Here is a 3,486-nt window from a genome sequence, read left to right as displayed (position 1 = left end):
CAGGCTCTCCTCATCAGTCGTGCCCCGACGATGGCCCGCGCGCCGGCCTCATGTATCGCTCAGTGCTTCGGGCCGTTGCCGTTGAAGCGGGTCTTGCACTCCTGCAGCCGCACATCGACCTGCTCGCCCCTGTCGACGGTGACCTTCACCGTCTCAAGGACCTCACCGTTCGGACGGGCACAGGTGAGCGTCCAGCTCTCCTGGAGGAAGTTGCCCGGGCCGGTGGCGACGACACCGTTCTCGGTGTAGGCCGGGACCGGCCGCACCGACGGGTTGACGTGCCAGGTGAACTTGCCGTTGGTCGGGGCGACCAGGCTGGACTCCAGGTGGGTGGGGACCGCCTGGGGCGGGTCGAGGACAGTGCTCGTCTGCCGGATCGGCGCGGTCCACAGGTCGAAGTCCTTCGTGATCGTCAGAACCGCGCCCTTCGGCGCCTTGCCCGTGATCACGGAGTGTCCCGCCGGGTCCGCCGCGTACTCCAGGGCCACCAGGAACGCCTCACGGTTCGACTTGCCCTCGTAGCGACCGGTGCCGAGGTAGTCCTCGATCACCTCGGGGTAGGTGTTGTTGGTCGACTGGGTCTTCATGATCTCGTACGTGAAACCGAGGCCGCGGGTGGCGTAGTACGACCAGTCCGGGGTCTCGCCGGTCGTCTCGTAGTCGAAGCCCGACTTCATGCCCACGTAGCCGTTCTTGGCGGCCATCGCGTCGGTCAGGGCGGCGTAGACGGCCTCGTCGGGGGTGTCGCCCGCGCGCTTCTCCAGCGGCGGACGGAGGAGGGTGTGCCCGGAGGTGTGGTTCGTGATCAGGACGGTGACCTGGTTGTTCGTGGTCAGGTCCATGATGTTCCGCACCTCGGGCTCGGAGGCCGGCGCCGGGCCGCGGTTCGTCACGTTGGAACCCGCGTTGCTGCCCCAGCCGAAGGGGTAGTTGCGGTTGATGTCGACCCCGCCGCTGCTGGCGCACGTCGGTGAGATGCCGCAGCTGGTGCGCCGGTTGATGACGAACCCGTCCACGTTGACGACCGGGACGAAGATGACCCGCGCCTGGTCGAGCAGGCGCTTGATCTTCGGGTCCTTCCCGGAGTTGTTCACCAGGTCGTAGGCGAACTCCAGGGTGTGCTCACCCGAGGGCCACTCGTTCCCGTGGTGCATTCCCATCATGAACAGGACGGGCTTGCCGTCGGAGGCGTTGACGTCGCGGGTCACCTCGATGCCGTACACCTCGCGGCCCTGGCGGGTCTTGTGCGGCAGCGTGATGTGCTTGACGAGGTCGGGGTACTGCTTGCTCAGCGCGAGCATCTCGTCGTTGTAGTCGGCGATCGTCCGGTAGGTGGTCCGGCCGCTGGGCAGCGTCGCTGACTGCGCCGCCAGCAGCTGGGCGGTTGCTGCGATGTCGGTGGACTCGGCGAAGGTGGTGGTGGCCGCCGGAATGCTGAGACTTCCCAGAAGTCCGACGCTCAACGCAAGCGTCAAAACGCGTTTCTTGGCGCTCCAGGTCGCGGGGGACTGCGAGTCTCTTGAAGACATGCTGAAAGGACCTTTCTAGCCACGGACGAATTGGCGTCAGAAACGCGCGCTTCTTCCCGCTCTGTTCTTTCGGGAGCGCTCTTGGATAACCGACTATCGACCGTTGATTGCAAACTTTCAGTTAGTCTTAGCCATGAATGTATGGTTGTCAACCAGCTGTGCCGATGGTATTTCCGCACATGTGTGGAATGTCGGGGGTGAGGGATGTCTTCGAAACGCGGCCGGAGCGGGCGGGGCGCCGCCGGGCGGGTGAGCCTCGACTCGGATCGGGTGGGGTGTCGTGCGGGTGCTCAGGTGCGGTGGTGGGTCGCTGGGTGCCAAGTTAATCGGGACATGGGCCATATGGTGGTTAAGGGTCTGTTACAAAATGGGGCCGACCGGTTCCCGGGACGTCGCGGGCAGCGGCTCGACCGGTCCGACGGTCAGGGAGAAACACCTGGTCATGACGTCGTACGGGCGAGCACTTCCAGGGGTCTGGCCAGTATTTCGGAGAAGGCGAGTTCGGCCGCGCCGATCAGGGTGACGTCGTTCCCGAGAACCGAGGTGCGGAGCTGTACCTTCTCCCGGGAGATCACCAGCCCATTGGCCGCCACCCGGCGATGGACCTGGTCCGCCGAGCCCCGGTAGATGTCACGCAGCATCCCGCCGAAGATCACCAATCCGGGGTTGAAGAGGTTGATCAGGTTCGCCACCCCGATGCCGAGCCAGTCGCCGATCCGGTCCAGCGCGTTCTGGGCCGCGAGGTCGCCGCGGCCGGCGGCGTCCACCACGGCCCGTATGCCGTCGTGGCCGACCAGTTCGGAGGCCCGGCCGGCGGCGTCGAGCAGGGCCTGCTCGCCGACCTCCGCCTCAAGGCAGCCTCGCGAGCCGCATCCGCAGGGCCGCCCGTTGTACGGGTTCACTATCATGTGCCCGAGCTCGCAGCCGTACCCGCCGTCGCCGTCCAGCAGCTTGCCGCCGACGATGATCCCGCCACCCACGCCGACATCCCCGTGCAGGTAGACCAGGTTCGCGAAGCCGATGCCCACCCCGCGTTCGTGCTCGGCCAGCGCGCCCAGGTGGGCCTCGTTGCCCACGGAGACCGGCAGCCCGAGCCCCAGCCTGAGGCCGAGTTCGGCACCGAAGGCCTGGTCCACCCAGCCCATGTTCGGCCCGAAACGCACCATCCCGTCACCGGGCCGGATCATGCCGCAGTAGGCCGCGCCGACTCCGACGCAGATCGAGTCCGGAGCCGCCTCGCGGTGTATCCGGCGGGCCAACCCGGCGAGCACCTCGACCACGTCGTCGAGGTCGGCCCCGGCGCGCGCCCGGACCGCCTCCCTGCGGTCCAGGATCTTCCCGCCCAGCCCGACCCTGGCGGCGACCAGCCGGTCCACGGCGACGTCGAACGCCAGTACGTACACCCGGTCGGACTCCGGCCGGACCACCAGCGACGGCCGGCCCGCCCTGCCGGTCTCCTTGGGGAGTTCCTCGCGGACCAGGCCCGCCGAGGTGAGCTCCGAGGTCAACGCCATGATCGTGCTGCGGTTCAGCCCCATCCGATCGGCCAGCACCGTGCGGGAGACCGGGCCGCCGAGGTGAACATGCCGGAGCAGGGTGCCCAGATTGTGCTGGCGGATCTCCTCCTGGGACGGACCGGCTTTCAGCATCGTGGGGATCCTGACGACTCGGGGCTGTCGCCGTCGTGCTTGACGACAATGGTGATTCTAGATTCTTAGCGCACTCCGCGGAATCGTCAGGTCGTTCGTGGGTGCGGTGGAGGAACATCCGGCCCCGGACGCGGTCGACAGGGCGTCGGCCGCCTGCTCGCACCGCACTGACGAGCCGGCGGAAAAGACCGCGGACGTGCCCCGTCATCTGGACGCGCTCGGCCAGCCCCGAGCCGAGCTGGTTGGCCTGGGAGTAGGCGATACCGATCTGGCGGACGCCGAAGCCGTACAGGATGTCCAGGCGATCG

At 67.4% G+C, this 3,486-nt stretch carries 3 protein-coding genes; 1 reads left to right on the top strand and 2 read right to left on the bottom strand.

Features of this window, described 5'->3' with window-relative positions:
- Positions 1-59: 59 nt before the first annotated feature.
- Positions 60-1,463, bottom strand: coding sequence for a M14 family zinc carboxypeptidase (locus tag ABZ260_RS48720; protein WP_355632127.1), 1,404 nt, complete (start codon positions 1,461-1,463; stop codon positions 60-62).
- Positions 1,464-1,969: 506 nt separating this feature from the next.
- The gene (locus tag ABZ260_RS48715) at positions 1,970-3,178 is read right to left on the bottom strand and encodes an ROK family transcriptional regulator (protein ID WP_355632124.1); all 1,209 of its coding nucleotides are present in this window, start codon (positions 3,176-3,178) and stop codon (positions 1,970-1,972) included.
- 106 nt (positions 3,179-3,284) lie between these two features.
- Between ABZ260_RS48715 and ABZ260_RS48710 the strand changes: the two genes are divergently transcribed.
- Positions 3,285-3,486 (top strand): hypothetical protein (locus ABZ260_RS48710; RefSeq protein ID WP_355632121.1); only part of this gene is annotated, 202 nt, incomplete at its 3' end.

It is taken from the genome of Streptosporangium sp. NPDC006013, from assembly GCF_040614275.1.
GTDB lineage: Bacteria > Actinomycetota > Actinomycetes > Streptosporangiales > Streptosporangiaceae > Streptosporangium.
Note: the sequence above shows the minus strand (reverse complement) of the source record. Positions and strands in the feature narration are given on the sequence as shown.

Coding starts and splice junctions, on each gene's coding strand:
- ABZ260_RS48715 (WP_355632124.1), bottom strand. CDS start 3,178: ATGCTGAAAGCCGGTCCGTCCCAGGAGGAGATCCGCCAGCACAATCTG.